21 protein-coding genes and 2 pseudogenes are annotated in these 26,510 nt (G+C 69.0%); 12 read left to right on the plus strand and 11 right to left on the minus strand.

The window, feature by feature from the left end; genetic code table 11:
- Nucleotides 1-108 precede the first annotated feature (108 nt).
- The 4 genes from ABEA82_RS13260 to ABEA82_RS13275 all read left to right on the plus strand — a co-directional run bounded on the left by ABEA82_RS13260 (nucleotide 109) and on the right by ABEA82_RS13275 (nucleotide 7,320).
- On the plus strand, nucleotides 109-2,769 hold the full coding sequence (locus ABEA82_RS13260) for a SpoIIE family protein phosphatase (RefSeq protein ID WP_345661719.1): 2,661 nt from the start codon (nucleotides 109-111) through the stop codon (nucleotides 2,767-2,769).
- A gap of 15 nt (nucleotides 2,770-2,784) precedes the next feature.
- Entirely contained in the window at nucleotides 2,785-3,252 is a 468-nt protein-coding gene (locus ABEA82_RS13265; protein ID WP_345661608.1) for an MSMEG_6728 family protein, read from the plus strand.
- A 214-nt stretch (nucleotides 3,253-3,466) separates the two neighbouring features.
- A complete protein-coding gene (locus ABEA82_RS13270; RefSeq protein WP_345661609.1) occupies nucleotides 3,467-5,692 on the plus strand; it encodes a hypothetical protein in 2,226 nt (741 codons plus the stop codon).
- 5 nt (nucleotides 5,693-5,697) lie between these two features.
- Entirely contained in the window at nucleotides 5,698-7,320 is a 1,623-nt protein-coding gene (locus tag ABEA82_RS13275; RefSeq protein ID WP_345661610.1) for an ABC transporter substrate-binding protein, read from the plus strand.
- Here ABEA82_RS13275 and ABEA82_RS13280 read toward each other — a convergent pair.
- From ABEA82_RS13280 to ABEA82_RS13290, 3 genes are all read right to left on the minus strand, one after another.
- Complete coding sequence (locus tag ABEA82_RS13280) at nucleotides 7,309-7,569, minus strand: hypothetical protein (protein ID WP_345661611.1); 261 nt, start codon at nucleotides 7,567-7,569, stop codon at nucleotides 7,309-7,311. The genes ABEA82_RS13275 and ABEA82_RS13280 overlap by 12 nt on opposite strands.
- Nucleotides 7,570-7,943: 374 nt before the next feature.
- Nucleotides 7,944-8,165 carry a hypothetical protein gene (locus tag ABEA82_RS13285; RefSeq protein WP_345661612.1) on the minus strand — a complete coding sequence of 74 codons (222 nt, stop codon included), beginning with the start codon at nucleotides 8,163-8,165 and terminating at the stop codon, nucleotides 7,944-7,946.
- Between the two features lie 166 nt (nucleotides 8,166-8,331).
- Nucleotides 8,332-8,784 carry an ArsI/CadI family heavy metal resistance metalloenzyme gene (locus tag ABEA82_RS13290; RefSeq protein ID WP_345661613.1) on the minus strand — a complete coding sequence of 151 codons (453 nt, stop codon included), beginning with the start codon at nucleotides 8,782-8,784 and terminating at the stop codon, nucleotides 8,332-8,334.
- Between the two features lie 79 nt (nucleotides 8,785-8,863).
- On the opposite strand from ABEA82_RS13290, the gene ABEA82_RS13295 reads away from it, so the two are divergent.
- The 3 genes from ABEA82_RS13295 to ABEA82_RS13305 are packed head-to-tail and all read left to right on the plus strand — an operon-like array spanning nucleotide 8,864 to nucleotide 10,780.
- Entirely contained in the window at nucleotides 8,864-9,271 is a 408-nt protein-coding gene (locus ABEA82_RS13295; protein ID WP_345661614.1) for an ArsR/SmtB family transcription factor, read from the plus strand.
- The gene (arsB, locus tag ABEA82_RS13300; protein WP_425588514.1) at nucleotides 9,268-10,368 is read left to right on the plus strand and encodes an ACR3 family arsenite efflux transporter; all 1,101 of its coding nucleotides are present in this window, start codon (nucleotides 9,268-9,270) and stop codon (nucleotides 10,366-10,368) included. Before ABEA82_RS13295 ends, arsB begins: the two co-directional genes overlap by 4 nt.
- Nucleotides 10,361-10,780, plus strand: coding sequence for an arsenate reductase ArsC (locus tag ABEA82_RS13305; protein ID WP_345661616.1), 420 nt, complete (start codon nucleotides 10,361-10,363; stop codon nucleotides 10,778-10,780). The genes arsB and ABEA82_RS13305 overlap by 8 nt, the downstream gene beginning before the upstream one ends.
- Before the next feature lie 282 nt (nucleotides 10,781-11,062).
- Here ABEA82_RS13305 and ABEA82_RS13310 read toward each other — a convergent pair whose 3' ends face one another.
- Nucleotides 11,063-11,524: a DUF4231 domain-containing protein gene (locus tag ABEA82_RS13310; RefSeq protein WP_345661617.1), complete on the minus strand. Its 462-nt coding sequence runs from the start codon at nucleotides 11,522-11,524 to the stop codon at nucleotides 11,063-11,065.
- 506 nt (nucleotides 11,525-12,030) lie between these two features.
- Here ABEA82_RS13310 and ABEA82_RS13315 point away from each other — a divergent pair.
- On the plus strand, nucleotides 12,031-12,747 hold the full coding sequence (locus ABEA82_RS13315) for a tectonin domain-containing protein (RefSeq protein WP_345661618.1): 717 nt from the start codon (nucleotides 12,031-12,033) through the stop codon (nucleotides 12,745-12,747).
- 249 nt (nucleotides 12,748-12,996) lie between these two features.
- Here the strand turns inward: ABEA82_RS13315 and ABEA82_RS13320 are convergent, their stop codons facing one another.
- Nucleotides 12,997-13,188, minus strand: coding sequence for a hypothetical protein (locus ABEA82_RS13320; RefSeq protein WP_345661619.1), 192 nt, complete (start codon nucleotides 13,186-13,188; stop codon nucleotides 12,997-12,999).
- 320 nt (nucleotides 13,189-13,508) lie between these two features.
- The gene (locus ABEA82_RS13325) at nucleotides 13,509-14,732 is read right to left on the minus strand and encodes an NsdA family TPR-like regulatory protein (RefSeq protein WP_345661620.1); all 1,224 of its coding nucleotides are present in this window, start codon (nucleotides 14,730-14,732) and stop codon (nucleotides 13,509-13,511) included.
- A gap of 401 nt (nucleotides 14,733-15,133) precedes the next feature.
- On the opposite strand from ABEA82_RS13325, the pseudogene ABEA82_RS38660 reads away from it, so the two are divergent.
- The 3 genes and pseudogenes from ABEA82_RS38660 to ABEA82_RS13340 all read left to right on the plus strand — a co-directional run bounded on the left by ABEA82_RS38660 (nucleotide 15,134) and on the right by ABEA82_RS13340 (nucleotide 18,003).
- Nucleotides 15,134-15,450: pseudogene (locus tag ABEA82_RS38660) on the plus strand (DUF6415 family natural product biosynthesis protein).
- A 505-nt stretch (nucleotides 15,451-15,955) separates the two neighbouring features.
- Nucleotides 15,956-16,771 carry a hypothetical protein gene (locus ABEA82_RS13335; RefSeq protein WP_345661623.1) on the plus strand — a complete coding sequence of 272 codons (816 nt, stop codon included), beginning with the start codon at nucleotides 15,956-15,958 and terminating at the stop codon, nucleotides 16,769-16,771.
- A 542-nt stretch (nucleotides 16,772-17,313) separates the two neighbouring features.
- Entirely contained in the window at nucleotides 17,314-18,003 is a 690-nt protein-coding gene (locus tag ABEA82_RS13340; RefSeq protein ID WP_345661624.1) for a formylglycine-generating enzyme family protein, read from the plus strand.
- Between the two features lie 371 nt (nucleotides 18,004-18,374).
- On the opposite strand, the gene ABEA82_RS13345 is transcribed toward ABEA82_RS13340, so the two are convergent.
- The 5 genes and pseudogenes from ABEA82_RS13345 to ABEA82_RS13365 form a co-directional block, all read right to left on the minus strand.
- On the minus strand, nucleotides 18,375-18,767 hold the full coding sequence (locus ABEA82_RS13345) for a hypothetical protein (protein WP_345661625.1): 393 nt from the start codon (nucleotides 18,765-18,767) through the stop codon (nucleotides 18,375-18,377).
- Between the two features lie 344 nt (nucleotides 18,768-19,111).
- A complete protein-coding gene (locus ABEA82_RS13350) occupies nucleotides 19,112-23,695 on the minus strand; it encodes a tetratricopeptide repeat protein (RefSeq protein WP_345661626.1) in 4,584 nt (1,527 codons plus the stop codon).
- Nucleotides 23,696-24,246: 551 nt separating this feature from the next.
- Complete coding sequence (locus ABEA82_RS13355) at nucleotides 24,247-24,627, minus strand: hypothetical protein (RefSeq protein WP_345661720.1); 381 nt, start codon at nucleotides 24,625-24,627, stop codon at nucleotides 24,247-24,249.
- Nucleotides 24,627-25,052: an ATP-binding protein gene (locus ABEA82_RS13360; protein WP_345661721.1), complete on the minus strand. Its 426-nt coding sequence runs from the start codon at nucleotides 25,050-25,052 to the stop codon at nucleotides 24,627-24,629. Before ABEA82_RS13360 ends, ABEA82_RS13355 begins: the two co-directional genes overlap by 1 nt.
- A gap of 48 nt (nucleotides 25,053-25,100) precedes the next feature.
- A pseudogene (locus ABEA82_RS13365) lies at nucleotides 25,101-25,505 on the minus strand (NUDIX hydrolase); the annotation flags it as partial.
- 109 nt (nucleotides 25,506-25,614) lie between these two features.
- Here ABEA82_RS13365 and ABEA82_RS13370 point away from each other — a divergent pair.
- Nucleotides 25,615-26,406 carry a GntR family transcriptional regulator gene (locus ABEA82_RS13370; protein WP_345661628.1) on the plus strand — a complete coding sequence of 264 codons (792 nt, stop codon included), beginning with the start codon at nucleotides 25,615-25,617 and terminating at the stop codon, nucleotides 26,404-26,406.
- Nucleotides 26,407-26,510: the final 104 nt, after the last annotated feature.

Genomic DNA, 26,510 nt, shown 5'->3' on the forward strand with positions numbered 1-26,510 from the left:
CGCCCCCCGCCGCCTGGAGTTGACACTTCACTCAATCGGGGTAATCAGGGAGATAGTGCACATTTTCCGGGTCATGGCTGAAACCTCCACGAGAGCGAGATGACCATCATGGAGCAGCCCGTCACCGTCGGCCGGGCCACCCGGTCGGGCGGAGGGGGACCCGAAGCCCTGGAAGCACTCGCCGACCTGGTCGGCGAAGCCCTCACGGCCCGCGTCGCCCTCGACGAACAGGGCAGGGTGACCGGCTGGAACGCGGGCGCCGAGCGCCTGCTCGGGTACTCGGCCGCGGAGATGACCGGCCGCCGTGCCGGGGACCTGCTGGCCGAGCCGATCCCGGTGCGGGGCGGTCTGCCCACCCTCGCCGGGCTGCCCCGGTGGAGCGGCGACATCGCGCTCAGGCACCGTGACGGCCGGAAGCTGACCGTCCGGGTCCTCGCGCACCACAGGCCGCCCGGCACCGACGCCCCCGCTTGGCTCGTCCTCTCTGCCCTGAGCCCCCGACAGCCCCGGCCGGGCCTCGACGAATCCCTCGTGACCTGGAGTTTCGCCCAGTCCCCGTGCTGTGCCCTGGCGATCTACGACACCCGGCTCCGGCTGGTGCGGGCCAACGCGGACATGGAACGGGCCGCGGCGCTCACCGAGGCGGAGATGCTGGGCCTGCGGGTGTCCGAGATCGTCGACGACGAGGCCGGCGAGCGGGCGGAACGCAGCATGGTCCGGGTACTGCGCACCGGCGAACCGCAGTACCAGGAGAACTTCCTGCTCGCCCCCGGGGAGACCCGCGAGCGCGCCTGGTCGGTCTTCACCTCCGCGCTGCGGGACGCCGAGGGCACGATCCAGGGCATCTGCCTCTCCGCGCACGACATGACGGAACAGTTCTGGGCCCGCAAACGGCTCCAGCTGATCGGTGAGGCCGGCCGCCGCATCGGCAGCACGCTCGACGTGACCCGCACGGCCCAGGAGCTCACGGACGTGACCGTCCCGGCCCTGGCCGACTTCGTCAGCGTAGACCTGCTCGCCGCGCTGGACGATCTGCACGAACCGCCCGCGCATGCCCTCCCCGCGGACGGGCCGCTGCTGCTCCGGCGGGTCGCGATGCGATCCGTGACCCCGGGCGCGCCGGAGGCCGCCGTCGCGGCCGGCCAGGTGGCGTCCTACCCGGAGGGCTCGACGCCCTTCGAGAGCCTGCGCGCCGGACGGGCCACCCTGCACGAGACGACCGACCCGGCGTTCACCGCCTGGCTCGCGCGCGACCCGGCCCGCGCCGCCCGGGTCCGGGCGTTCGGCATCCACTCGGTGATGACCGTGCCGCTCGCCGCCCGCGGCACCACCCTGGGCGTCGCCTTCTTCGTCAGGTACGCCACCGCCGACGTCTTCCGCCACGACGACCTGGTCCTCGCGGGTGAACTGGCCGCCCGGGCCGCCGTCAGCATCGACAACGCCCGCCGCTACAGCCGGGAACGCGCCACTGCGGTCACGCTCCAGCGCAGCCTGCTGCCGCAGCGACTGCCCCGGCAGGCGGCGGTGGAGGTCGCGTCGCGCTATCTCCCGGCGGGCGGGCACGCGGGTGTCGGCGGGGACTGGTTCGACGTCATCCCCCTCTCCGGGGCGCGGGTGGCGCTGGTCGTCGGCGACGTCGTCGGCCACGGTCTGCACGCCTCCGCGACCATGGGCCGGCTGCGGACGGCCGTCCGCACCCTCGCCGACATCGACCTGCCCTGCGACGAACTCCTCACCCACCTGGACGACCTGGTCGCCCGCCTGAACCTGGAGGAGGAGGGCGAGGAGCGGACCGGGCCCTCGGAGGCGAGGGCGGCGGGAGTGGCCGGGGAGGCCGGGGTGGCCGGAGAGGCCGGAGAGGCCGGAACAGCCGGGGGGAGCACGGTGGCCACCGGTCACCTGAACCCCACCGGTCACCTGAACCCCACTGGTCACTTGGACCCAACCGGTCACCTGGGCCCCACCGGGCCTGCCGAAACCTCCGGGGACGTGGGCGCGACCTGCCTGTACGCCGTCTACGACCCCGTGACGCGCCGCTGCTGCTTCTCCGGAGCCGGGCATCCCGTGCCGGCCGTCGTGAGCCCCGACGGCAGCGTCGACCTCGTCGGCCTGCCGGCCGCGACCCCGCTCGGCGTGGGCGGCCTGCCGTACGAGGCCACCGAGGTGGACATCCCCGAGGGCAGCCTCCTCGCGCTCTACACCAACGGCCTGGTGGAGACCCGGGACCGGGACCTCGACACCGGGGTGCACCGGCTGCGGGAGGCCCTGTCCCGCCCGGCGCCCTCGCTGGACGCCCTGTGCGACACGGTGCTGGCCGACCTGCTGCCACAGCGCCCGGCCGACGACGTGGCCCTGCTCATCGCCCGCACCCGGGCGCTCGACGCGAGCCAGTTCGCCACCTGGTCGGTGCCGGCCGAACCGTCGGCGGTCGCCCAGACCCGCAAGGACGTGGTGGAGCAGATGGAGAGGTGGGGGCTGTCCGACGCGGTCTTCGTCACCGAACTGGTCGTCAGCGAACTCGTCACCAACGCCATCCGCCACGCCGAGCCGCCGATCCAGCTCCGCCTGATCCACGACACCACCCTGATCTGCGAGGTCTCCGACGGCGGCAACACCGCACCCCACCTGCGGCGCGCACGCACCTACGACGAGGGCGGCCGGGGCCTGCTCCTCGTGGCCCAGCTGACGGACCGCTGGGGCACCCGCCAGAGCGCCACGGGCAAGACCATCTGGGCGGAACAGGCCCTCCCCACGGGCGTGGCCCGCTGACCCGGGGACGACGGCGTGCAGACGTTCCTCCCCTACCCCGGCTTCCGGGAGTCGGCCCTGGTCCTGGACCGCCGCCGGCTCGGCAAACAGCGCGTCGAGGCCCTCCAGGTCCTGCGCGGTCTGGTCGTGCCGGACTACGGGTGGCGCAGGCACCCGGCCGTACGGATGTGGGCCGGGTACGAGGAGGCCCTGGCCCGCTACGGCCTGGAGATCTGCCGCGTCTGGTGCGAACTGGGCCACCAGGACAGCTGCGCGGCCACGCTGGTCGCCGACCTCGCGACGGCCCGACCCCACGCGCCGGTCCGGGACCAGCCGGCACTGGCGGCCGAGGGCGAGCTGCCGCCCTGGCTGGGCGACGACTCCTTCCACCGCAGCCACCGCTCGGCCCTGGTCCGCAAGGACCCGACGACCTACACGCGGCACTTCCCGGAGGTCCCCGACGACCTCCCCTACGTCTGGCCCGCCTCGGACCGGCAGACGTAGCCCGGGTCGGCGGGCACCGGAGCGGGCGGGCGTAGCCGGGATCGGCCGGACCGGAGCGGGCGGTCGTCGCCGGGATCGGCCCGGGAATTTTTCGCAACTTCCTTCCATGTAACCCCCGTTGTCCGACCGGATGATTCCGTGTTCCACTGGATCTTTTCTGGCACATCGGTCACGGTCACCCGCCCCGGGCGGGCAGGCACACCATGGGGGGTCCGTGTGTGAAGAACTGGGGTTCGAGAGACTCCTCGACGAGGACGGCTTCTTCGCCCGTCTGCTCGGCCGGTCACCGTCGGGTGCCGGCCGGGAGCCGCTGTACGGCCCCGACCTGCCCGTCGTGCTGCTCACCGGCGGCCCGGGCATGGGCAAGGGACGGCTGCTGCGGGCCGTGCGGGACCGTTTCGCCGCCAAGGTGCCGTTGATCCACCTGGACTGCGCCTCCCCGGTGTACGCGGACCGTGCCGACCCGGAGCCCGGCGCCCGCTCGGCCACGACCGAGGCCCTGGTGGAGGTGGCGCGGCGGCTGTGCACCTGGCAGGGCACGGGCGGCTCGTTCGCCTTTCCGCGTTTCTTCGCGGGCGTGGCCATGATCGCCACCGGTGTCGCGGAGGGCACGCCCGAGGCGGTCGCGACGGAGGCCGAACGCTACGAGGGCCTCGCCCAGCGGCAGCGCCTGCGCGGCCTGGGCACCGGCGACTTCTGGCGCGGCGTGCTGCGCGGCACCATCCGCAACCTGCTGACCACCCTGTCCGGGCAGGCCTTCGACCCGTACTCGGCGGCCGTGAGCAACGCCCTCCTGGACGCCCTCTTCGAGCGTCTGGCGCCCCGGGGCAGGGCGGAACTGGAACGGATCTACGGCGCGTACCCGGGCGCGGCCGGCCAGCCCCGGATCGGCCTGCGCATCCTCGCCGCCGACTTCCGGGCCGGCGGCGAGGCCCGGGAGGTGGCGGAGAGCTTTCTCTTCCGGGCCCTGCGCGAGGACCTCGAGGCTGCGTACGCGTCGCCCTCCGGCTGGCTGCGCCGGGTCGGCCGCCCCGGTCTGCTGCTGGACCACGCCGAGTCGTCCCTGGGCGAGCAGGTGCTGCGGGCCGTGCTCACCGACCGCCGGGCCGGGCAGCGCGACCGCGTGGTGATCGTCGGCACGGCACGCCGCCGTGACGGCGGCGCCTTCCTGCACGGCGGCCTGCCGTCGCAGGAGGTGACACCACCGGCGGAGTACCGTCCCGCCGACGGCGCCCCGCCCGCCTGGTCCCGCCGTACCGACGCGGGCGCGGACCGGGCCCCGCTGGCCGACGGCGTGCTGCTGCTGCGGATGCCGTTGCTCACGGGCGACCAGCTCCGACGGGAGACCGTGCGAAGACAGCAGCGCGCCGAGCCGGAGGGCGGCACGAACCGCCGCCGTATCGACGCCGCCGTGGCCCGGCTGAGCGGCGGCCGGCCGCACACGGTGATCCGGCTGGCCGCGGCAGCGGCCGCCTTCCGCATGCCGGCGGACGCCAATGACCGGGACATCCTCGACGCCCCGTTACGGCTGCCGGGACTCCCCGGCGACGACGCCCCCGAACACCCGGTCGCGGACGTGCTCCTGCGGGAACTGATCCTGGACCAGTTACCGGTACGGCTCCCGACCGAGCACCACGCCCACTGGCTCGACCTCCTCACCCACCTGTCGGTGGCCCACGACACGGAGTGCGCGGACGTCCTGCTCCGCCATCACCAGTCGGGCCACGTCCACCACCTGACCGCCCATCACGTCTCCCAGCTCCTCACCGACACCGGCTGGCCCACCTGCGAACGCCACTTCATAGGCGACTTCGGCCTCCGCCAGCTGCTGGTGCACCGGCTGTACGGACTACGCCCCGGCGGCGCCGCCTGGTACGCCGACCACCACCTGCTGCGCGACCACTACGCCCGGCGGGCGGCGGGGGAGCAAGGCGTCCAGGGCGACGGAGGCCCGGACCACGGCCTCTCGGACAACGGAGGCCCGGACGAGGGGGCCTTCCGCTCCCTCACCGCACACCGGATGAACCACCACCTGGTCTCGGGCGGCGCCGACGACGTCGTCAGCCACCTCGCCGCGACCCTGCCCGGCCGCCCGCGCGAGTGGTGCGCCGACCTCCTGGAGATCGCCCAGGCCCCTTACCCGGGCGGCGTGGACGCCCGGCGGGACCGCGCCCAGGGCCTGGTCACCGCGGACGGCCCGCCCCTGCGCCGCACCGTCGACCAGCTGCTGCACGCCGTATGGCTGTGCGAGGAACGCACCCGGCCCACCGGCAAGGAGACGGCCCGCACGCTGGCCAAGCTGCTGGACCTCCTCTCGATCATGGACTTCGAGGGCGCGGGCCGGCTCAGCAGGACGGCGACCGACTGGAGCGGCCTCGCGGAGAACGAACAGCCCCTGTTGCGCTGCACCTGCACCGAACAGCTCCGGCGAAGGAGATAACGGGCATGCCCAGATGGCGGAAGATCCTCTTCTCACTGCTGGCCGCGGTGGCGATCGTCGCGGGCGTGGCGCTCACCACCTCCCTCATCCGCAAGCCGGACACCTGCGCCGACGGTGTGGAGCGGATCGACGGCGAGTGCGTCGGCGTCAACGGCGAGGGCTACGACTTCGGCACCAAGGAGATAGCCGACGTGGCCCGGGCCATCGCGCGCGAGAACGAACGGATCGCGAAGCAGCCGCATGTGACGGTGGCGATGATGCTGCCGCTCCAGTCGGACCGGGAGGCCCTGCGCCGGCAGATGCGCAGCGACCTCCAGGGCGCGTACCTGGGGCAGCGGCAGGCCAACGAGGGCGAGGGCGAACCGCCCAAGATCCGCCTGGTGCTGGCCAACCCCGGGCAGGACTACGGCCGTCAGGAGAAGGTCGTCGACATGCTGCTGCGGATGGCCGCCTCGCCCGAGGACCGGCTGCGCGCGGTCACCGGCTTCAATCTGAGCCTCGCGGCCACGGAGGCGGCGGTCCAACGCCTGACGGAGAACAGGATCCCGGTGCTGGCCGCCCGCATCAGCGGCGACCGGATCGCGAACGAGGACCGGCCGGACGGCATGGCCAAGCTCCGCTTCCCCGGCCTGGCGCGCATCCTCCCCACGAACTACGACGCGGCCCAGGCCCTGGCCAACTTCAACGGCGAACGGGGCCGGCAGAACCTCAGGACGGTCCTGGTCTACGACAAACGCCCCGACGGCTACAACGAGTCACTGGCGAAGGCGTTCAGCAGGATCGAGGAGAAGGGCCCGGCCGGTCCGGCGGCGATGTCGTTCGAGTCCCCGTCGATCGACGAGGCGGGTTCGACCGGCAACCAGTTCACCCAGACGGCCAACAACATCTGCGACTCCGAGGCCGACACGGTCTACTTCGCCGGCCGCACCCTCCACCTGCGCATCTTCGCCCTCAAGCTGGCCCAGGTCGGCTGCAAGGACCGCCACTACACCATCGTCAGCGGCTCCGACGCCGCGTCCCTGCGCCAGGACATGACGGACAAGGACTGGGCCCGGCTCCGCGGCGACGGCGGCAGGCCGAAGGTGACGGTGCAGTACGCCGCCCCCGCCCACCCCGACGCCTGGACGACGGAACTGAGGGCCTGGACGAAGCGCTGGACGGCGGCCCACCACAGGAAACCAGCCGAACGGGACCTCCCCCAGTACCTCACGGAGCCGAAGGCGGCCCTGGACACCCTCAGGAAGCTGATCGAGACGACGACGAACGAGGGCACGAAACTGGGCTCCGTCCCCGCCCTGGACGACTCCCGCACGATGCTGGTCCACGACGGCCTGCTCACCATCGGCAAGGCCCTCCACCAGGCGCAGAAGGGCGACTCCGAAACGGTCCCCAGCCGCGAGGACGTGGGCCGTCAGTGGTCCCTCCTCCAGTCCCGCCACCGTGTCCAGGCCACCAGCGGCCTGATCTGCCTCACCACAGGCGGCAACGCCTACGACAAACCGGCCGCGATCGTCGAACTCGACCCGGGCCGCCAGGGCCCCGGCACCCTCAAGTTCGTGGGTCTGGGCTGGCCGACGGGCAAGCCGCAGCCGAAGAACTGCGTGATCCCGAGCAACTCACTGCCGTGAATGCCGGTGCGACCGTCGGCGCACGGTGACGACACAGGCGAGCATGCCGAGCCCCCAGGCGATCAGGAGGGCGCCCCACAGCGGCATGGTCACCAGCGGAATGAGGAGGCGGATCTCCACATGTGCGCGGTTCTCGAAGATGAAGATCAGAGCGACCGCGGTGATCAGGACGAACGGTAGGGCGCGGCGGACGCCGGGGCGGGAAAGGAACGGCGTACGTGCTCTGTGGTGCGGGGTGGTCTGTGCCATGGGGCGTCTCCCTCATGTTGCCCCCGCACCCAGCGTCCTCTCTCCCCAGGTGACGCGCCACCCGCGCCACCCTCGCCACCCGCGCCATGCGCGAGCAGCCGCTAGGCAGCCTTGGACCGAGCGGCACGCGTGCCGCGGGCGGGCACCTGCGCGCCCTCGGAGACGTCCCCGGAAGCGTTCCCGGACCGGAAGATCTCGTCCTCTCCGAAGTCCGGGGCCTGGAAGGGGTTGGTCGCCGGAGGCGGCGACGCTGCGCTGGAACGGCGGGGTTGCCCTTCCAGGGCGGAGAACAGCGAAGTCGGTTCGATGAGAGGTCTGCCTTTCGTTACAGGTCCCCGATGGGACCCGGCGTGCCGTGACCGGGCACGACGGTTCTACAACTTGGTCATCTTGGCGTACGGGCTCAAGATCCGCATCTGCGCCGAGCCGAAATCGACGAGCGCCGCGATCCCGTCCTCGATACCGATCACCCGGCCGAGGCCGTAGACATCGTGGGTGACCTGGTCGCCCATGGCGAAGTGCTTGGGGGCCGGTGTGACGGGGGCCTTGAAGGGGCTGGTGGGCAGATGACGCTTGGGTGCCGCAGGCTTTGTCATGGCTCAGTATGCGCCTCCAGGCACCCTGCCCGCTGTGGCCGTCGGCACATACCGGGACGGCAGCACCCACTGCACACCCGTGACCTGGGAAGACACGGGATTCGAACTCGTCACGAGTTCCCCCGGATCAGACCGGCAACCGCCGCAGCCAGTGCTCGGTCCCCGCTCACGCTCCACTCACCCTCTCGGTCGCCCGACTGGCGCAACAGGCGTCCCCGGTGGTGTGGGGATCGGCGCTCTTGCCGAGGTTGTCGGCGTCGGCCTTCACCACGTAGACCTCCCAGGGCTCCTTGCCGGGGCCGTGGACCCACACCTTGTCCTGGAGGGCGTAGCAGCAGGAGGTGTCGTTCTCCTCGAAGGTGGCCAGGCCGGCGTCCTTGAGGCGAGAGGCGGCGGCGTTGACCTGGTCGGTGGACTCGACCTCGACGCCGAGATGGTCCAAGCGCGTTTCCTCGCCCGGCTGCCCCTCGATCAGGACGAGCTTGAGCGGGGGCTCTGCGATGGCGAAGTTGGCGTAGCCCTCGCGACGCTTGGCCGGTTCGGTGCCGAACAGCTTCGAGTAGAAGGTGATCGACGCTTCCAGGTCGCTGACACGGAGGGCGAGCTGAGCGCGAGACATGGCACGACTCCCAACAGGTTGCATTGATGTCTGTCGATTCAACGTTGCGCCCTGAATCGAAGAATGTCAACATAGAAAGATGTCGAATCAAGAGTTCGTGGTGCTGGGTCAGGACGATGCGGCCGGCGGCTGCTGCCCAGAGCTGCTGACGACCCCCTTGGACGAGGGCCAGGCGGTAGAGCTGGCCAAGGTGTTCAAGGCACTGGGTGATCCGGTGCGGCTGCGTCTGCTGTCGATGATCGCCTCACGCGCGGGCGGCGAGGTCTGCGTGTGTGACCTGACCCCGGCCTTCGAGCTGTCCCAGCCGACGATCTCGCACCACCTCAAGCTGCTCCGGCAGGCAGGTCTGATCGACTGCGAGCGGCGCGGCACCTGGGTCTACTACTGGCTGGTCCCGGAGATGACCGACCGACTTGCCGCGATCCTGACCCGCCCGGCAGGAGAACCACTGCCCGACCGCACGGCGCCTGCCGGGGCCACCTCGTGAGCACTGCGGCTGCTGAGGGGAACGTGGCGGGACGCTTGTCCTTCGTGGATCGCTACCTGGCTGTCTGGATCCTCGCGGCCATGGCCGTGGGGCTCGGTCTGGGGCGTCTGGTCCCGGGGCTGGGTGACGCGCTGGCCAAGGTGACGGTGACGGGCGTGTCCCTGCCGATCGCCCTGGGCCTGCTCGTGATGATGTACCCGGTGCTGGCCAAGGTCCGCTACGACCGCCTGGACACCGTCACCCGCGACCGCCGCCTGCTGCTGCCGTCCCTGCTGCTGAACTGGGTCGTCGGCCCGGCGCTGATGTTCGTGCTGGCCTGGCTGTTCCTGTCGGACCTGCCCGCTTACCGCACGGGCCTGATCATCGTCGGCCTGGCCCGCTGCATCGCCATGGTCATCATCTGGAACGACCTGGCCTGCGGCCACCGCGAAGCCGCCGCCGTCCTGGTCGCCCTGAACTCCGTCTTCCAGGTGATCGCCTTCTCGGCGCTGGGCTGGTTCTACCTCTCAGTCCTGCCCGGCTGGCTCGGCCTGGAACAGACCGGCCTGGACGTGTCGGTGTGGGAGATCGCCCGCAGCGTGCTCATCTTCCTCGGCATCCCGCTCGCGGCCGGCTACCTCACCCGCCGCATCGGCGAGAAGACCAAGGGCCGCACCTGGTACGAAGCCAAGCTCATTCCGCGCGTCGGCCCCTTCGCCCTCTACGGGCTGCTCTTCACCATCGTCATCCTCTTCGCCCTGCAAGGCGACGCGATCACCTCACAGCCGCTGGACGTCGCCCGCATCGCCCTGCCGCTGCTGGTCTACTTCGCCGTCATGTGGGCCGGGTCCATGGCCCTGGGCCGCGCCGTCGGTCTGGACTACTCACGCGCCACGACGCTGGCCTTCACCGCTGCGGGCAACAACTTCGAGCTGGCCATCGCCGTCGCCATCGCCACCTTCGGAGCCACCTCCGGCCAGGCACTCGCCGGCGTCGTGGGCCCGCTCATCGAAGTGCCCGCACTCATCGGCCTGGTGTACGTCGCCCTGTACGCACGCCGCTACTTCACCGCCCCAGCCGCCGTCCCCGCACCTCAGGAAAACGCAGCCCATGCCTGACACAGCCACCCCGTCCGTCCTCTTCGTCTGCGTCCACAACGCAGGACGCTCACAGATGGCCGCCGCCTTCCTCACCCACCTCGCGGGCGACCGCGTCCAGGTCCGCTCCGCCGGCTCCGCCCCCGCCGACACCGTCAACCCGGCCGTCGTCGAAGCCATGGCGGAGGTGGGGATCGACATCACCGCCGAGGTGCCCAAGGTGCTCACGGTGGAGGCGGTCCAGGCGTCCGACGTCGTCATCACGATGGGCTGCGGGGACACCTGCCCCGTCTTCCCCGGGAAGCGCTACCTCGACTGGGAGCTCCCCGATCCGGCCGGGCAGGGCGTTGAAGCGGTTCGTCCGATCCGCGACGAGATCGAGAAGCGCATCCGCGGCCTGGTCGCCGAGATCACCCCGGCGAGCCGAGCGTGAGTGCCGCGGGCGCAGTTCGCAGCGCTCGAAGTAGAGGATGGACTTGCCGGCGATCCGGCCGACCTTCTTGACCGACTCGGACCACGCAGTCGGCGAGCGAGGGGACCCCTGAGTAGCTGGTGGGCTCAGCGGTCTCGGACGGGGCCGTTCAGCCACGTTCAGGGAAGTCCGGTTGAAGGGGTAGCCACAGCCCTTGGTCTCGTTTGAACGGCCGTGAACGGCGCTGAATGAGACGGAAACTGAGACGGGTCGCCCCTCTCACTCGTGCTGCTCAGCAGCCAGCTAGTGGTTCGTTCCCGGGATGGCGGGACGAGGGAGGCGCTGAGCCCAGGCGCCCGTCTCCTCGGCGCAGATCTCTTCAACGCGGGCGGCAAGAATCCCTGGAGCGGCAGCCGGGTCCCCGTACTCATCCAAGGCTTGCTTGTAGCGGACTACCTCGGTTTCGATCTGCACGTTCGCCCGGCTGAACGAGATCCAGTCTCCTTGCGGGTCGAAGACATGGCGCATCCCTGTCAGGAGCGAGGTAAGGGACCCTAGAAGCGCAACAATCCAGTTGTTAGCCTTGATCGCGACGGCGAAGGGCACCCCCGCAGCTAGAACCAGGATCGTCAGATCCAGGAGCTTGGCCTTCCAGCGGGCATTGTGCATGTTCTGCCGGTACCACGTCCCGCGCGTGACAACGCTCGGCGGAACGTCGGGCCACTCGACCTTGGGCAGGTCCTCCCACCAGGCTCGTGATCCCAACGAGGTCTACCTTCCGCACGCCCCTACGGACCGAGGCGTTCAACCTGCGGCTTGGCGCGACATCACACCAGAGCGAAGCCCACGTGCCTCCGCAACACGCGGTGTGTTCCCTCTCGTGGGGTAACCCCTCTATGACGGTGCGGGTGCTGACCTGTGTGAACGGTCCCGGAGGGGGCTTGCCGGGCCACTTCGCGTTCACCGTGGTTCCGCGCCGTTCCCCGCTCGTTCTGGTGCGCTTGTGGTGCGGCCATGGTGCGCACATCACGCCTGGAGGCACTGGTGGGGGCGGTCCACTTTTGTCAATCACTTGCACGAGTGGCCATGATCGCGTCATCTCGACGGCTGGGGCGACCTGTGTAAGGCCAGCCCGGAAGCGGCGACTCTTCGGACAAACCGCTTTATTAAGCCAATAACTCCGATCACCGCTCAAATCCCTTTCAATGGCGAATCGTTCCGCTAGGGCAGCGTGAAGGCGAAGCAACCCCGACTGAGAGGGTGTCGCCAGCATGGCCGACTGGAAGCACATCAAGGGATCACTGGTCCGGATCGCGGTGGGATCCAGGACCAACGTCTGGGGCGTCAACGCCGCCGGTGCGATCTACCGCTACACCAACAACGACGACAACCCCTGGATCAACATCCCCGGGTCGCTGTCCGACATCGGCGCGGCCGCCGACGGCACCGTCTGGGGATGCAACGCAGCCAACCAGGTCTACCGCTATACCGGCGACCAGGACACCAACAACTGGAAGCAGATCAACGGCTCGCTGAAGCGGATCACAGTGGGGTCCAGGACCAACGTCTGGGGCGTCGACCCTGCGGGTGCGATCTACCGCTACAGCAACAGCGACGCCAACCCCGCCAATCCCTGGATCAACATTCCCGGGTCGCTGTCCGACATCGGCGCTGGCGCCGACGGCACTGTCTGGGGTGTGAACGCGGCCAACCAGATTTACCGCTACACCGGCGACTGGGACGCCAACAACTGGAAGGGCCTCAACGGGACGCTCAAAGCGATCGACGTCGGCTCCCGCACCGCCGTGTGGGGCTGCGACCCCGGCGACGCGATCTACCACTACTCCTACAGCGACACCACTCCGGCCAATCCGTGGCTCAACATCCCCGGGTCGCTGTCCGACATCGGCGTAGGCGCCGACGGCACTGTCTGGGGTGTGAACGCGGCCAACCAGATCTACCGCTACACCGGCGACCTGCCCGGCTGACCCCCCTCCTCGGGCGCCATGCAACGCCGCCAGAGGGCACGGCACCTCGTCACCCTGCGGGGGCCGTAGTGGCCCGCGTGTGACGCGACCTCTGAAACGCCGAAGGGCCAGCCTGGGAAGGAAACCTTCCCGAGCTGGCCCTTCGTTATCGGTCGCCAGAATCCGGCACCGATCGCCGCTGTCCGCACTTGTTGATGTCAGGTGATGATGTCAGGGCCTCGGGACGCCCTTGACAAGCTCAACGGCTTGCTAGAGCGCGACAGCCACGATGTACACCATGCCGACGACAACGACCATGCAGAAAACGGCGGCCGTAATCGCAGTTACAACCATCAGCCCCGTCACGCCCGTGATCGCCTTCCAACCGATCCGGGTCATCCGCTCGGCCCGCTCGACCGCGTTCTCGTAGTCGCTGTCGTCGTACCAGTCTCGATTGGTCATGGCACCCCTGCCCCGAAGCATAGAAGGCGCGGTCGAAGCTCTTTCCTCAGCCCACCACTCACCCCAGCTCCCATCCCGTCTGCCGTCGACCCACACACCGTGGAGCGGCCAGGGGCCGCGTCTGCTCGGCTCTGCCTGGGTCGATGGCAGGCGGGATGGGAGCTCCCCGCGCACGCCACTCTCCGGCCGGCACTCGCAAGGGGCGCCCCCGCAATCTCGGAGCCTGAGCGCCCCCGCCGGAGGCAGGAGCGGCGCCCGGAGCGGAGCCGGGGCTTGAAACCCGTAGAGAAAGTTGTAACTCAGTCCCTATGGGAGTCCGTTCAGTCGTGTTCTCTCAGTGCGGCGACCAGTTGGTGTCCCTCGTTGGCTCCGTGTCGCAGGAGAACTGCTGCCGTGGTGTGGAGTTCGTTCCAGGAGTGGGGACGACCGATGGCGGAGGCGTCCGGGACTGCTGTCACGGCCACCGAGAGGGCTTGGGGCGCTTCACCGGCTGCGGCGAGGGCGTGTGCGAGGCAGGACCGGTACCAGGTTCTGTCGCGCCGGTACTCCTCCGGCAAGGCGTTCAGGCCGGTCGTGAGGTGATCGATGGCTGTCTGCCAGTTCCGTAAGTGCAGTGCGGCCATGCCGCGTTGCAGGGTGAACCAGTCTTCTCCGTAGAAGTACATCCACGGGGGCTCGTCCTCCGGGCGTTCGGCGGCTCGGCCGATCAAGTTCTGCGCTTCGTCCAGGAGGCGTTCGGCGTCGTCGGCGTTGCCGCCCAGGGCGTGGCCGCGGGCGGCCATCTGTGCGGCCATGCCCTGCACGCCGAGGGATGTGCCGGGTGCCGACCAGCGGGCGGCTTCGGCGAGTCGTACGCATCTGGTGCCGCGTCCGCCGGACCAGGCCATGTGGGCCTTCATGCTGAGTGTGGTCGCGGCCATGTTGAGGTCGCCCGCTTCCAGGGCCCATTCGTGGCTCCGGTCGTACCAAGCCAGCGCGGCCGCCGTCTGGCCTTGGTCCTGGGCCATCCAGGCCAGGAACTGGGCGTGTTCGGAGGCGAGGCGGACGACACGGTCGGCGAGCGGGCCACGGGCGGCCGCGTAGAGGTCGACAACGGTGTTGAGTTGTCGGCGCATGACCTCGACGAGAGGGCGGGAGCCGATCACGTCCTCCGCGCGGCGGTGTTCGGCGAGCAGGCGGTCCAGCCAGTCCAGCGTGGGGGCGTCGACGCGATGCGTCGTGCCGACGACACTCGTGACACGGGCCAAGAGGTCCTCGTCGGGGCCGGCACCGGCGACGGCGAGCGCTGGGACCGGTGTCGTCGTCGGTCGCTCTCTTGGAGAGCGCAGGGACGGTGGGATACCCAGCCCGGTTGCGATGCGCTGCCGCACCTCGAGCGAGGTCACTCGGCGCCGGCCTCGTTCGATGTCGGAGACGTCGGGCCGTACCAGGCCGACGAGTTCGCCGAGCTTGGTCTGGCTCAGGTCGGTGAGCTTCCGGAAGGTACGGAGGGCCTGGCCCCAGTCTTTTTCGAGGCGGTTCGCCTGCCCGAGCGGATTGTCCATCGGGCAGTGGCCGACGCTGATCCTTACACGGTGAGCGATCGGCTGGCCCGCTGCCTTGCCGGCGCCCCTGTCTTCCATGATCCCGGCTTCCGCCGCTACTACGTCCTCGTGCCGCCCGGCACCGCACAGACATGGTGAGAGCCGGTCGCCCAGTGCCTGGGCGAGGGCACGTATCTCGGTGTGCCCCGAGGTGACCGCACCGAGTTCGATGAAAGGACACGAGCGTCGCACTGGGCGGTGCCCCTGGTCCGCCCGGGACGGCTGTGCACGGCAGCCGACGTCCTGGCTCTGGCCTCGGCGGGGCGCTCGCTCGAAAGCGAGGCCGAGGCATGACCACGGCAACAGGCCAGGCTGCGCCGCTGGACCTGGAGACGATGCGGGCCTGTGCCGAACGTCTCCTCATGCGGGACGCCGTGGAGCCCTCGCTAGCGGAACTCGGGACGCTCACGCTTCAGCTACGAGGACACATCCTTGTGGCCTTTCCCGAGGTCGAGGCGGCCGTACGGGCCCTGCCCGAGGACGCGGTGCCGCGAACTGTGGCCTCTTCTGCATCGCGGAGGCGCGCCTGCGGCTGAGCGCCGAGCCCGGACCCAGCCACCTTCCCCGGGTCGCGTACGCGCGTCGCCTCGCCCGGTCCGTCCGTGTCCTCTGCGATCACTACGCGCGCAGCGACCCCAGTGCCCGAGCGCGCCCGAGCGAGCCGCGTACCTGCGCATGATGCAGCACTACCCGGCATGCCGAGGGTGCCGGGCCAAGGACGACAAGGGAAGGGCTCTCGGCACATGCGCGGCCGGGGGCCGGCTCTACGAGGAATACCGGCAGGCACGGCGCCGTCCGTCGTAGGACGGCGGGCCGGCCGAGACGGGAAGTGAGACGGACAACGTCGAAGGGCCCCACCGCAAGCGGTGGGGCCCTTCGACATCGTGCCCGGTGAGGCACTGGCGGAGGATACGAGATTCGAACTCGTGAGGGGTTGCCCCCAACACGCTTTCCAACTGTGGTGGTGACCTCAGGGGCATTGAACGGGGCCGTTCACCTTGGTTCATGCGCGGTCGGTCGTGGGAGCGGCTACCGCCTTCGGTCTCATCTGAACGGCCGTGAACGGCGCTGAATGAGACGGAAACTGAGACGGACGGTGGGAATGGGCTCGCCGTACGCCGACCTACTGCCAGGCAGTGTCCTGGACCCTTCCACCTTGTGGGCACCCCGGTCACACTTGGACCATGACAGACCCTGGACCCATCGGCAGTCACGTGCTCGCGACGGGGCACCGCACGCTTGCATGGGCTGTTGACGAGATCGTGCGGCAGTTAAGCCCGAGCCAACTGAGTAAGCTCAAGGTCGGCTCTGGTGAACACCTGGCCGCCATAATCACGACCGCCTTCTTGCATGTGGCCCCGGAAGAGGTCGACTTCTCGGGCGGAACAGATCTCCTGTTCCGGATCCCCCACGGCACTCGGCAGAAGAACTCCATGGAGCCTTACGGGGTAAACGGGGATGGCCGCGCGGCCTTCGAGGTGAAGTCGCTCCCAGGCGGATTCCGCGAGTTCAACGCGAGAGCGAAGCCAGGCGACCAGCACGGTGCCGTCATCACCTCGGTGAACAATGTACTCCAGCAGGCTCGCCCACAGATCGAACATGCCAGAGCGCAACTGCTTCGCAAGACAGAAGAGGGGACGTCTCGGAACATCTTCCTCGTGGTGCATCTGCTGGAGCATCCGACCGTTGAATGCCTACAGGAGTACATCATCGCTCACCACTTGGACCCCCTGGACGACGTTCAAGACCTAGATAGTATTTGGGTGCTTTGGGTGCCAGGACACCTCACATTGTGGTCGGCTCGCAACAATCTATGGACGAATTTGATTTTCGATGCGACCAACCCGGGTGAAAATCTATATGTTGAAATGCTCACCATTCTTCAGGATGTGGAGGCTGAATACCTCGCTCGCGTAGGCAACACCAAGGGTTCGCCTTACGTCTTCGGCCTCACCGTCGGCCCGAACGACTCGCACGACCCAGGGACTGCACGGAGTTGATCCTGCCCCCCGCCGGTCACCTTCCAGCAGCAACCTTCGACGCACCCTGCCCGAACCCTCAGCCAGCGACAGCCCGCCACGACGGCGGGTTTGCCGACAGGCGGCGCACGCGTATGCCTCGCTGCACCCCGCCGGCGTCAGTCGCGCTGGCCATGCTGTCGACCAAAGCAAGGTGCGGCGGCCGGACCGTATGTACGACGCGGACGGTCTCCTTTTGGAAGCCCTCAGCCTGGGAAACTGCGGGCACTTGCGGACGGTTCGGGCGCTGATCTGGGCGAACGTACAGTCCGCGCCCTTTCTGGGCTCGACCGTCTTCACCGTGGTTCCCCGCTGGTCCCCGCTCGATCTGGTGCGGTAGTGGTGCAGAGCTGCGGCGCCCAGGAGGTGATCGTTGACCACGATCCCTTCCCGGGTCCGTCCGGGGTGCCCGACTGCTAGCGTCCGGCACCATGTGGGCTCAAGAGATCGTGGCTGGCCGACCGGCTTGGCGGCACGTCCCTTCCAGTGTGGTCTTCCGGGCCGTTCCCGGTGGGACGTTCCGGATGGGCTTGTCCGACGCGGAACTGGAGGCGGTTCGTGCCATCGAGCGGGCCGACGGCGCCGATGACGACCTCGAAGCATTCTTCGCCGGTGCCGTCCGGGCCCGGCCGGTGCGAGAAGTGCGGGTCGAGCCGTTTCTGATCGCCCGGCATCCGCTCACGGTGGCGCAAGTACGGCATTGGCTGCCCGAGTACGAGGACAGCTTCGCCGAATCGGCTTCGAATACGGCCCGGATTGAGGACGAATTGGACGACCTGCTCGGAGCATTGCCGTTCCGGCTGCCCAGCGAGGCGGAGTGGGAGTATGCGGCCCGGGCGGGCACGACGACCCTGACCTTCGGCGGGGACGGGAGGCCGGACAAGGATCAGGTGCTCGGTGACTTCGCCGACGAGGAGCGCACGGCCGCAGCGGAGAACGCTTTCGGGCTGGCGGCGATGGGATCGGCGAACGAAATCTGCGCCGACGTGTGGGTCCCTCATCTCACGGACGCACCTGCGGACGCACGCCCCCGCACCGGGGACGGACCGCGGGTGGCGCGCGGAGGCGGCGGCGACCTCCATCCGTGGCAGGGCTGCGACGAGTGGCTGCTGTTGCTCTCCGCTACCCGCGACGAGGTCCAGGACTTCACCGCGATCCGCCCGGCAGCACGTGTGCCAACCAGTGCCGCATCCGAGAGTGACTGCCCTCGTTGATGCCAGAAGTACATGTCAAAGGCCCCGGACCATGATCGGTCCGGGGCCTTTCGGCTGGTGCCCTCGGCAGGATTCGGACCTGCGACACCCGCTTTAGGAGAGAGGGTGGGTGATTTGCGGGCTGAGCTGCGGCTTCATCCGCCGAGGAAGCGGCCAGCTACTCCTCCGCAGGGCACCGGTGTTGACCGTTGCTGACCCCTGCTTTTGGCACGGTTGTGGCACACCTCAGCCGACGACAGTCAGCCACGACGGCGGGCGCGCCGACGACCAGGCGCGCGTATGCCTCGCTGCACCACCACAGACCTCCGTGGTCCTCCTCTTTGGTCGCGTAGGGGCATGACGAGTTCGCGCCAAAGCGTCCCGGGGGGTAGTTAGTCGCCGGCTGGTACGGCTTGCAGGAGGTTGGGGACGCCGCACGCGGCGGCGAGGAGGTCGGCGTAGGCGGTGAGGATACGGCGGGTGTCGTTGAGGGCTGTTCGGAGCTCCTCGGCGTGGGACCAGAGTTGTTCGTGGTCGCGGCGGGAGCGGTCGGCGGGGCGCAGGTCTTCCCAGTCCTCCAGGGCGGGGTGCCAGCGGGCGACCATGGGACGGATTCCGAAGTTGAGCATGGCGACGGCGAGGTAGCCGAAGTTGTACTGCCCGTTGCGTTTGGGCTCGGCCACGTCCGGGCCGTGCTGGCGTAGGACATCGCGGGTCGTCGCGAATAGCGAGTACAGGCTGGTCAGGGCCTCCCGTAGGAGGCCCTCGTCGGCTCGCAGGGGCACGACCGAGACTCGGGTTACGAGCTCTACGTAGACTTCCCAGGCTGCACGCCGTTCCGCATCGTTCGGCTCCCAGGTGCCGGAGATCTCCAACACGTGCAGGTTCAGTTTCACGTCCACACTCTTGGGCGCGCGCACCATGACCGTTCCCCTCGGCTTCTGACGGAATGTCCTGTCCTCGTGGTCTCGTTGACTCAAGTTACTAGGGAAGATCAGTCAGCTAGGTTTGGCAGGCTCGAGATGCTGCGGCACCGTGGCCGATCATCGGCTGTCACGCCGAAGAATCTGCGGATCGTCCGGCGAAGTACTGCACCACGGTCGACGACTGATCTGTGCTTTGTGGGGCTTCATCTGGTTGACTCTTCATGTGGCGGAGGCTCGTTTTGGGGTGGTGTGGCGTTCATGATCGATGCCGCTACATCGTCCGGCACAAGGGCGTCGAGGATGGATTGGAAGGCGTCGTCGCCGAGGAGAGCCCTTTGCCGGCCGAGCCAGTAAAGGGTCGTATCGGGCGGACTTCCGATCTTCAGTTGAAGGACCAGTGCCTCGAGCGTGTATGGCACGCCTTCGGCGGGGCGCTGCCGCTCAGTGCGGAGCATGCCCAGCTGAGCGTAGCTGTTGGCGATGCCGGCCCGGTTGCCGAGCTCCTCGCTGATGGTGAGGGAGGCGCGGTAGTGTTCCTCGGCCTGCTGGTAGTCCCCTCGCTCGTGCGCGATGTTGCCGAGCTGACCGTAGCTGTTGGCGATGCCGGGTCGGTTGCCGAGCTCCTCCTTGATGGTGAGGGAGGCGCGGTAGTGTTCCTCGGCCTGCTGGTGGTGCCCCCGCGCCTGCGCGATGATGCCGAGCTGGTGGTAGCTGGTGGCGATGCCGGAGCGGTCGCCGAGCTCCTCGCAGATGGTGAGGGAGGCGCGGTAGTGTTCCTCGGCCTGCTGGTAGTCCCCCCGCAGCTGCGCGATGATGCCGAGCTGACCGTAGCTGTTGGCGATGCCGGAGCGGTGGCCGAGCTCCTCGCTGATGGTGAGGGAGGCGCGGTAGTGTTCCTCGGCCTGCTGGTGGTGCCCCCGCGCCTGCGCGATGATGCCGAGCTGGTGGTAGCTGGTGGCGACGCCGGGCCGGTTGCCGAGCTCCTCGCTGATGGTGAGGGAGGCGCGGCAGTGTTCCTCGGCCTGCTGGTAGTCCCCCCGCCGCTGCGCGATGATGCCGAGCTGACCGTAGCTGTTGGCGATGACGAAGCGGTGGCCGAGCTCCTCGCTGATGGTGAGGGAAGCGCGGCAGTGTTCCTCGGCCTGCTGGTAGTCCCCCCGCAGCTGCGCGATGATGCCGAGCTGGTGGTAGCTGGTGGCGATGCCGGAGCGGTCGCCGAGCTCCTCGCTGATGGTGAGGGAGGCGCGGTAGTGTCCCTCGGCCTGCTGGTAGTCCCCCCGCTCCTGCGCGATGATGCCGAACTGGTGGTAGCTGTCGGCGATGCCGGAGCGGTCGCCGAGCTCCTCGCTGATGGTGAGGGAGGCGCGGTAGTGTTCCTCGGCCTGCTGGTAGTCCCCCCGCTCCTGCGCGATGATGCCGAGCTGGTGAATGTAGGAGGCAGCAGAGCCGGAGCGGTCGGGGACCCAGGTGAGGGATTCCTCTACCAGGTGTTGTTCCCAGTCCCAGGCTCCCCAGGTGTGCAGTTGGGTGCACACCCACGCTGTGACAGCGTTGGCTTGGTCGAGGTCGCTGGCCTGGTGGTGATGATGGCGTGCCTCGATGAGTTGTTTGATGTCGTCGGTGGGAGGCTGGGCCCGGAGGTTAACGCGCCATTGCCAGTAGGCAGCGGCACGTTGGTGAGCGGCTTTGAGGGTGTCGTGGTGGGCGCGCCCGCGGAGGGCGTCGGCGGTCCAGTGGTGCACTGCTAAGCCGCTGGGCGGACTGCCCGGTTCGTCCTGGGGTGCGGGGGCCGGGGAGACCAGCCCGAGATCGAGCAGCCGCTGCAACGCGTTCCCGCCTTGGCCGTTCAGGTCGACAGGCGGCCGCTGAAGCTCCCTCCAGAGGGTTTCGTATTCGGTGATCGCTTCGGGTGTCAGGCCATAGTTGTTGTCAGGTCCTGCTCCAGCCGCGCGGGCCTCGGCGATGCGCGCATTCATCGTTTGGAGGCGCTGGTGGAGGGCGAGGTCGGGTTCGGGGGGTGTGGTCAGCTGTGACAGCTGCCAGGCGGCCCCGGTGGAGTCGACCGGGGTGCGGTAGATGGCCATCCCGTCCAGCAGCCGCCGTGCGCCGGGCACGTCTTCGAGCTGGTCGAGGAGGGTGTCGAGGAGGACGTCGTCGACTGCGAGGGTGATGGTCTCGGCCAGTCCCGTGTCCAGGTCGCCCGCAACCTCTGCCAGCCAGCGCTCGGGATCGGGAATGCCGCGGTCCTCCAGGGCGGCTTCCATGCGGTCGGCGATGTCGGGGAAACGAGCGTGGCCGCCGCGCAACAGGGCGTCGAGGTATTCCAGGGCCCTGGGGTGGCCCCCGACGTCGGTGTACGCACGCTGCCGCTCGGCGGGGGTGAGGGCGTCGAGGCCGGGCAGCCGCCAGATGAGTTTGCGGGTCTCGGCCAGCGACAGCGGCCCCAGGTGATGGGTGGTGAGTCGTTTGTGTGCGCGCTGGGGGAGGCTGAAAGGGTACCGGCTGGTGACCAGCAGCCCGGTACGCGGACTCGCCGCCGCCCACGCTGCCAGGAAAGCCGCCAACGCTGGGTCGGACAGCTCCCAACCATCGCCTGCCCGAACGAGCAGATCTTCGGCATTGTCCACGACCATCAGGACAGGAAGCCGCGGCAGCACGGTCTGGCGGACCAGCTGCCATCGCTCCCGCCACGGTGAACTGGCGTCCGCCAAGACCGCCACAACGCGTCGCAACGGGTCTCTCTCCGCCAGATCCTCGGTCACGCAGTGGGTGTTCAGGCGCTGCCGCAGGGTTTCCAGGAGGTCGTCAACGGTACGGGTCGTGCTGGCCGCAACTGGCACGATCAGCCGGTCCTGGGCGCCGTAGTGGTGCAGGAGCTCGGCAGCCAGCGTGGATTTGCCGACCCCGCCGATGCCATGCACCAGCACCCCCGCCCGTTGGGGATCCCGCAGAGCGGACAGCAGCCGGCGCAACTCGGCGCGTCGGCCGACGAACTCGCCGACCTTGCGCACCACCATGGCCTCATCCAGCGTTATCTCCGGCACGACTGGCACCCGGTCGGCGCCGGTGGCGCGGTCGAACAAGGGCAGCGGGGGGCCCGCCAGGAACAGCGCCGGGGTCGCCCACTCCGGCCACGCGGCGCGCGGATCGTTGTCCGGCAGTTGTCGGCGCCGGGTCTCCAGGGTGCGGCGGGCCTGGGAGAGAGCGGTCAGGGGGTTGGGGTGCTCGGCCCGCGCCAGCGCCTCGTACATCTCTGCAGCCAGTTCGGTGGCGTAGTGGTCCGTGACAGCCTCGCTCATCGCCAGCACCGCTGGCACCCCGCGCTCCAGCAACGCGCGCGCCAGACCGGCCCGGACCCGCCCCACCGCACTCACAGCATCAGCGCCAGGCCCTTCAGCGTCGGAGTCCGAGCCCCCCTCGTCACCTGAGGGCAGCGCTTCCGGTTTCTCCGCATCTTGTGTCACGGGGGTGCGGGCGGTGGAACAGCCAGCCAGCACCACCAACGGAACCCCCCGATCTGTTGGCAGGCCCTCTGCGATGAACCGCTGCGCATCGACCTCGTCGACCTGGCCCTGCTCGCCTTCCAGCAACAGGACACCCGGCTCGGCATGGCACGACAGGTGCAGGACATGGAAGCGCTCCTGCTCCAGAGCCGCGCGGATCTCGGCAAGACTGCCCCAGTTCAGTACCCGCACATACGTGCCCTGCCCGGACCGCGCCGGGTCGACCGCATCCAGGATCCGGCCCAGCTCCCGCTCGTAGTCAAGGAGTTCACCCCCGCTGGATTCCGGGCTGGCCACCACCGCCAAAATCCGCAACGGACCCGGCACCTGCACCGCGACCGGCGCACTCTCTCGCCGCACTGTGCGGTACAGCTCCACCTGCTCCGACAGAACCAGTGGCCGTACTGCACCCGGAACGGTCAGGGTCTCCCACGGCAGATCCACCCACCCCGGGTCATCCACCCTCAACCCGATCCGCAACGAGGCATGACGCGCCTGGGCCAGCTGCTCCTCCTGGGTCAGAGCCGCCGCCACGTCACCGCACACGAACCGTTTACCCAGCTCCCCACCCACGGCAACCAGCGCCCCCGTCAAACCCCCGGAAGCGGCTGCCTCCTCCAGGGAGGGCAATCGTCGCGTGACCAGGCCACTCGTGGCCCGGGTACGGGCCCTCTGCAGCATCCACAGCCGCTGCTCGAGACTACGATCCACCCCACGCGGCACACAGGACACCTCACTGCCCGCGGCGGAGAACGTCACCGCCCCCGTGGCTACACGTAACTCCGCATGCGTGGGCCCGTCCGGCCGGTAGCCAACCGCATCGGGCACCACCAGTGCCCCACCCCGCTCCGGGCGCTGCGCCGACGACAGCCCCCGCACCGCCCGCTCCACCTGCCTCACACGCTCCACGTACTGTTCCGGGGAAGCCACGTAACGGAAGTCGATGTACAGCCGCGATGCGATGAAAGGTGGCAGCTCCACCTCGCCCACCAGGATCGGGATCAGGCGCTGTCCTCGCTTCACTGCGGCGGCCACGGCGGCATCGAACTCCTCACCGCACCACCCGGACTCCACCCAGTGCCGGCTGACGACAGTGACCACGGCCCCAGCTCTCGCCAGCCCGTCCTGCAATCGCGACGCGACCCGCTGGCCCCCGGCTAGTTCCCACTGATCCAGCCACACATCAAGACCCAGTCGATGCAGATTCTCCGCCAGGGTCTTCGCCAGCGGCTCATCCTCATACGCATACGACACGAACGCGTCGAATCGGCCGACCTCAGCCACACTGCACCCCCCGAACCGGGCGCCCCTGCACCAGATGAGCGCCACGGCAACTGGTCTTCACGCCGACCACACGCTAGAGGACTCCAAGGACCCCTACGCCTGGAATGGCCTCATTGCCCTCTACCCATCGGCGGCCCGCGATACGAACCACAACCTCGCAAAACCGCGCGAACCGGACGCGACGGGCTGCTGGGCGGTCCTGCGCAAGGTCGGTGCAGCGGCTTTGGGGTGGCGCTGCTTTGGCGCGAGTGATCATGGCCCCGTAAGCTTCCGGCGAGTCGGGCAGTCTGTGGACCTGCCCGGTAAAGCACGACGTTTGGGGCCATGATCTTCGAGGCTCGCGCCAAAGTGGCTCCGTAAAGCCGTGGAGCCGACCGCCCCAGCCACGACGAACCCCTCTCTCTGGCATCAGGCGGCCGATTGCTCTGAGCGCGGCACGGGCGCCGGCCGGGCTGGAGCGGGGCGGAGACAGGAGCGCAGGCCCGGCCGGGGGCCGGGCCGCGCGCGGTGAGCGGAGCGAGCCGCCTTGAACCAGTAGAGAAAGTTGTAACTCAGTCTGTGGCGTGGGGCTTGAAGTCGTACGCACAGGCTGGGAGATCGGCACCTTGGCGGTGAGCCAACGGCAGGAAGACCACTGGCCGGATCGTCCATGTGATGCGGGTGCTGGCATGGGTCACAGAGACCGTGCAGGGTTCCATGCGTAAGAGGGCTCGTCGGGTACCGATGCGGCCGTCATAGAGCCAGGCCCAAGCCTCGTCAGAGGCGTCCGGGTCGAGTGCCGGTGAAATGGTGCGCAGGGCGACCGCTACCCATCTGTCGGCCTGTGGTGCCGAGTAGGCGTCGAAGGATCCCCGGAGTGCCGGCCACCCTGCATCGTCGTTGACGTCTTGCGTCCAGCACTCGCACCAGAAGCCCCGCTGGGGCTTGTCCATCAGCACGGGTGTCCTCCCGGCTGGGTGTCCGTGAAGAGTTCGGCGGTGACGGTGTAGCCGCTGTGGCTGCCGTGGACGACGACCCGGTGAGCGATGACGCTGACCATGCCCAAGCCGCGGCCGTGTACCGCATCCATGCTCGGCTGTTCGACCTTCGGGGCCGTGCCCGTCCCTCCCTCATCGGTGACCGACAGGGCGACCACCTTGGGGGAGACCGCCAGGGCCAGATGGAAGCTGCCTGCCCCACCGCTCGCCGTGTGGAGGATCGCGTTCGCGCTCAGCTCGCTCACGATCAGTTCGGCGTCGTCGGCCAGGGGACATCCGCGCAGGATGTCTCGCGTCCAGCGGCGGGCCCGGCTCACCTCTTCCGGAAAACCTGGGCAACTGAGCCCCCAGACCCGGGCTGTACTCGTATACTCGTGCATACAAGTTCCTTTATGCAGGTAGGCCGCCATGTGCAGCGGGTTCGGGTAGACGAGTTTCACGCCGTCGTGGGCGCGGATGGCCGGCGGGGACGTCGCGTCGAGCGCGTCCAGAACGCGAATCGCGTACGCCTCGTCGGCAAGCTCGGAGACCTCTTCACGGGTGGCCCAGCGCAGAGCACGGGTCTCGTCCCCGGTGGTAGGCGTGCCGTCGGCTGCCTGGCATCGGAAAACCAGGGAGACGATCAGGCCCGTCATGTTCTTGTAGACGCCGGTCAGGGTCGCGGGAAGCGCGATCTTGATTCCGGTCTCTTCGAGGACTTCGCGTTGCAGGGCTTCGGGGACGGTTTCCTCTCGTTCGAGGACTCCGCCCGGGGGTTCCCAGTGGCCGTTGTCACGGCGCTGGATCAAGAGGGCACGGCCTTGGTCGTCGACGACGACCCCGGCGACGCTCACGGAGTGCGGGCGTTCTGTGCTCACGTACCTCGGCCCTCTCGGATAGCTAGGCTCTCCACCGTAGCAACAACGCTCGCCCACTCGTCTAGATACCTAAAGGAGTACACGCGTGAGCCCTTCTCTTCCTTCGGGCATCCTCGGTGATCTCGACCCCACGAGCGATCGTGCGGTCTTCCGGCAGATCGCCGACCAGCTGCGCGAAGCCATCGACCGTGGGCGATTTCGTGAGGGTGAGAAGCTGCCCTCGGAGGCGGAGCTTGTCGAGCATTACGGGGTTTCCCGTATGACGGTTCGAAACTCCTTCTCCATCCTCCAGGGCGAGGGCCTGGTACACGCCGAGCACGGCAAGGGGGTGTTCGTGCGACCACGGCCGCCTGTGCGGCGGCTCGCATCCTACCGCTTCGCCCGACGCCATCGCGAGCAGGGCAAGTCCGCGTTCATCGTCGAGGCCGACGCGGCCGGCGGGCACCCTCAGGTCGACAGCCTGGAAGTCAAGGAAGAGAAGGCCAGCCCGGACATCTCCACTCGGCTCGGGTCCGTGCGCCGGGTCCTGGCCCGTCGGCGGCGGTACCTGCTCGACGGTCGGCCGGTCGAGTTCGCGACCTCCTACCTCCCGCTCGACATCGCACGTGGTACGCAGATCGCCGAACCCAACCCCGGCCCCGGCGGCATCTACGCCCGCCTCGAAGAACTGGGCCACCGCCTGGACCACTTTGAGGAGGAGATCCGCGCCCGGATGCCCTCGCCCGACGAGGTCAAGACGCTCCGGCTGGCTTCCGGCGTGCCGGTCATTCACCTGATCCGGACTGCTTTCGACGCCGAGGGGCGGCCCGTGGAGGTCTGCGACACGGTCATGGCGGCCGACGCGTACGTGCTGTCGTATCAGCTCCCGGCGACCTGATCGCATGGTCAGAGGTGGTGCGCGGGGACGCTTCTCCGAACTCGTACACCTCCACAGGCATACTCGTATAGACGAGTGGGCAAGTGGTGTGGCAAGGTGGTCAT

Origin of the sequence: Streptomyces venetus (genome assembly GCF_039540295.1) — a bacterium.
GTDB lineage: Bacteria > Actinomycetota > Actinomycetes > Streptomycetales > Streptomycetaceae > Streptomyces > Streptomyces venetus.